The following is a 3,873-nucleotide window of genomic DNA, read 5'->3' on the forward strand; positions in this document are numbered from 1 at the left end:
AAGTCTCTTCGTTAAGGCAGGGAATAGGGAATAGGGAATAGGCAAGAGTTTGGGTGATCTGTTAGTAACCAATTCTTTGAAATTTCACCCGGAAAATGCACGCTTTTAGGAGTATGCCCCTGAAAAATCCTGCACTGATTTCCTGATTTTCCACCTGAAACCCTTGATTTATCAAGGTTTTGAGTTTATTCAGCAAACCCTATTTACGACTTACTCTCACAGGTTCAGTTGCAAACCAAAAGTCCTCTAATTCTTCTGCTGTAAAAATATAGCCAAAAGTAGCAGCGAAATTAACTATTTTTTTTGTATCCCAGTGAGAATTATCAAAAACTCCGGGTTTACGGCAATTTTTATAATATAATTCATACACACCAGGTTCTAAATTCAACATTTCATAAAAACTTTCAACTTGTTCTAAAGACACAGATCACACTCCTAGTTTATGGTTTATTTTGATGATTTATAACTCAAAACCCCAACTTTTAAAAAGTCGGGGATATTATTTCTAGCCTTTAAAAGTTTTTAAAAACTAGGTTTTTCAATTTTTCTCCACAGTTAAATTATAGCCGTACACAGAGTAGTTAGGACATCAATTAATCATAAAACTCTGATTAAAAAAGGGTTTTACTCCTGACTTAATTGCTAAACACTTCCACTGGTAAACGACTAAAAGCTAGACGTTCATTTTGCACATCAACAAAAATTGTATCAGCGTCATTAAATTCACCCCGCAAAATAGCTTTAGCAATTTGGGTTTCTAACTCTCTTTGAATGGCACGTTTTAATGGTCTCGCACCAAATACAGGATCATAACCAACTTCTGCTAAAAAGTCTAGTGCAGATGCAGCAAGTCGCAGGGACATTTTTTTATCAGTTAATCTTTGTCTGAGTCTATCTACTTGCAGTTGCACAATTTCTCGCAGTTCTGATTTTTGTAAACCGTGGAAGATGATAATTTCATCAATGCGGTTCAAGAACTCAGGACGGAAACTATTCCGCATTGTTTCCATCACTCGATGACGCATTTCATCATACCTTGAATCATCCCCAGCAACATCCAGAATATATTGAGAACCGATGTTACTAGTCATGATGATAATGGCATTCTTGAAGTCTACCGTTCTTCCTTGGGAGTCAGTGACACGACCATCATCTAAAATTTGCAGGAAAATGTTAAATACATCCGGGTGCGCTTTTTCAATTTCGTCGAATAAAATTACTGCGTAAGGACGACGACGAATAGCTTCTGTTAATTGTCCACCTTCTTCATAACCAACATAACCTGGAGGCGCACCAATTAATCGAGAAACTGCGTGTTTCTCCATGTATTCTGACATATCAATTCTGACTAAAGCTTCTTCTGTGTCAAACATATAAGCAGCTAAAGCTTTAGCTAATTCTGTTTTACCAACTCCTGTCGGTCCAAGGAAAATAAAACTAGCAATGGGGCGGTTAGGATCAGCAAGTCCAGCGCGAGAACGTTGAATGGCATCAGCTACCGCAGTCACAGCTTCACTTTGTCCCACTACTCGCTGATGTAATTCATCTTCTAAATGCAGTAATTTTTCTTTTTCTGATTCCACTAATTTACTAATAGGAATACCTGTCCATTTAGAAATGATTTCGGCAATGTCCGCTTCGGTGACTTCTTCTCTTAATAATGATTTTCCTGTTCCTTGGGCGTTAGCTAGTTCCCTTTCTACGGTTTCTAATTGTCGATGTAATTCTGTGAGTTTACCATATTTCAACTCAGCAGCGCGGTTAAGATCATAGTTTCTTTCTGCTTGTTGAATTTCTAAGTTAACTCGATCAATTTCTTCTTTGATAGATTGAATTTTTGTGATAATATCTTTTTCAGATTGCCATTGGGCGCTGAGTGCGCGTTGTTCTTCTTTAAAGTCGGCAAGTTCTTTTTCTAGTCTTTCCAAACGTTCGCGGGAAGCTAAATCACTTTCTTTTTGTAAGGACAGTTTCTCCATTTCTAATTGGAGAATTTTCCGATCAATTTCGTCTAGTTCTTCTGGTTTGGATGTAATTTCCATTTTCAGTCTAGCAGCAGCTTCATCTACCAAGTCAATAGCTTTATCTGGCAGGAAGCGATCGCTAATATATCTACTCGATAAAGTCGCAGCAGCAACTAAGGAACTATCCGAAATTTTTACCCCGTGATGCACTTCATACCGTTCCTTTAAACCCCGCAAAATAGAAATCGTATCTTGTACATCTGGTTGGTCTACATAAACTTGTTGGAAACGTCTTTCTAAAGCAGCATCTTTTTCTATATATTTACGATATTCATCTAAAGTTGTCGCCCCAATACAACGCAGTTCACCCCGTGCTAACATGGGTTTTAATAAGTTACCTGCATCCATCGCCCCTTGGGTTGCACCTGCACCGACAACGGTATGAATTTCATCTATAAATAATACGATATTTCCACCAGATTCGGTAACTTCTTTTAATACAGCTTTGAGTCTTTCTTCAAATTCTCCTCTAAATTTTGCACCAGCAATTAACGCTCCCATATCTAAAGCAATTAATTTTCTATCTTTCAAAGATTGGGGAACGTCACCCGCAACTATTCGCTGTGCTAAACCTTCCGCAATGGCAGTTTTTCCAACTCCAGGTTCACCAATTAATACAGGATTATTTTTGGTTCTCCGAGAAAGAATTTGAATGGTTCTTCTAATTTCATCATCCCGACCAATTACCGGATCTAATTTTCCTTGACGCGCTGCTTCTGTTAAGTCACGTCCGTATTTTTCTAAAGACTGATATTTTCCTTCTGGACTTTGATCTGTCACTTTCTGACTCCCACGAATTTGTTTAATAGTATTCTTTAATTTGCCTTCGTCTAAACCAATTTCTTGCAGTAGACTTTTACCAAATCTGTCATCTTTAGCATATCCTAATAATATATGTTCAACGGAAATATATTCATCTTTAAATTCTTGGCGATATTTTTCCGATCTGTCTAATAATGTATCTAAACTTTTACCCAAATATACAGATGTGCTACTTCCTGATACTTTGGGTTGACGGGAAATAAATTGTTCTGTGTAATCTCTGATTTTTGGGATGTTTGCACCGGCTTTCGTGAAAATAGCGTTAGCAAGTCCATCCTGCTCCAGCAGTGCTTTCATTAAATGTTCGCTTTCTAGTTGCTGCTGCTGGTATTGTTTAGCAATCTCTGGTGTTTGCGCGATCGCTTCCCAGGCTTTTTCTGTAAATTGGTTCGGATTAGTCGGTTGCATAGTTTTTTTGATATTTGACTTTCATATCGTCATTGTAAAAATACCCTAGCCTTTTTCTGGATCGGTCTTCCCATCCTCATTATGTAGTATTATCCCAAGTTATCAGTTATTTAGTTTAAGCCGATCATGAGTAATTGATAATTAATTATTTACTGTCACCTGTCACCTGTCACCTCAATAATATATAAGTTTTTTAAATCTCTGATCTAGAAAAAAAGTGTGTGATGTGGTTTATTGAGAATTAGCCCCCTTCATTCTCAATAATCTTGAGAATTACTATCAATTATCAACGAGTTTCCGTCGTTTCAGGATTGATATTGACACACAAGATTTTTGTGGTATGATATATGTACAATCCAAGGGTGAATTATGAGTTAAAAAAGAGTTAAAAAATATGTAAAACCTTGGTGAAAGTTTTTCTTTTTTGTCTAATTTTGCTTAATGCTTTTTGTTGCACGCAGAGGCGCAGAGTCGCAGAGAAAAGAGTCTATAAATATGATGTTTGGGTGTTCGAGAAATTATATTAATTTTTACCAATCACCAATCACCAATCACCAATCACCAATCACCAATCACCAATCACCAATCACCAATCACCAATCACCAATCACCAATCACC

General features: G+C 37.1%; 2 protein-coding genes. Both read right to left on the reverse strand.

The features are described 5' to 3' along the window. Nucleotides 1-199 precede the first annotated feature (199 nt). Nucleotides 200-424 (reverse strand): hypothetical protein, encoded by a 225-nt coding sequence (locus PN497_RS17335; RefSeq protein WP_096572305.1) that lies wholly within the window; start codon nucleotides 422-424, stop codon nucleotides 200-202. A gap of 211 nt (nucleotides 425-635) precedes the next feature. Then, nucleotides 636-3,254, reverse strand: coding sequence for an ATP-dependent chaperone ClpB (clpB, locus tag PN497_RS17340; protein ID WP_096572306.1), 2,619 nt, complete (start codon nucleotides 3,252-3,254; stop codon nucleotides 636-638). Nucleotides 3,255-3,873: the final 619 nt, after the last annotated feature.

This window comes from Sphaerospermopsis kisseleviana CS-549 (genome assembly GCF_028329225.1).
Lineage (GTDB): Bacteria > Cyanobacteriota > Cyanobacteriia > Cyanobacteriales > Nostocaceae > Sphaerospermopsis > Sphaerospermopsis kisseleviana.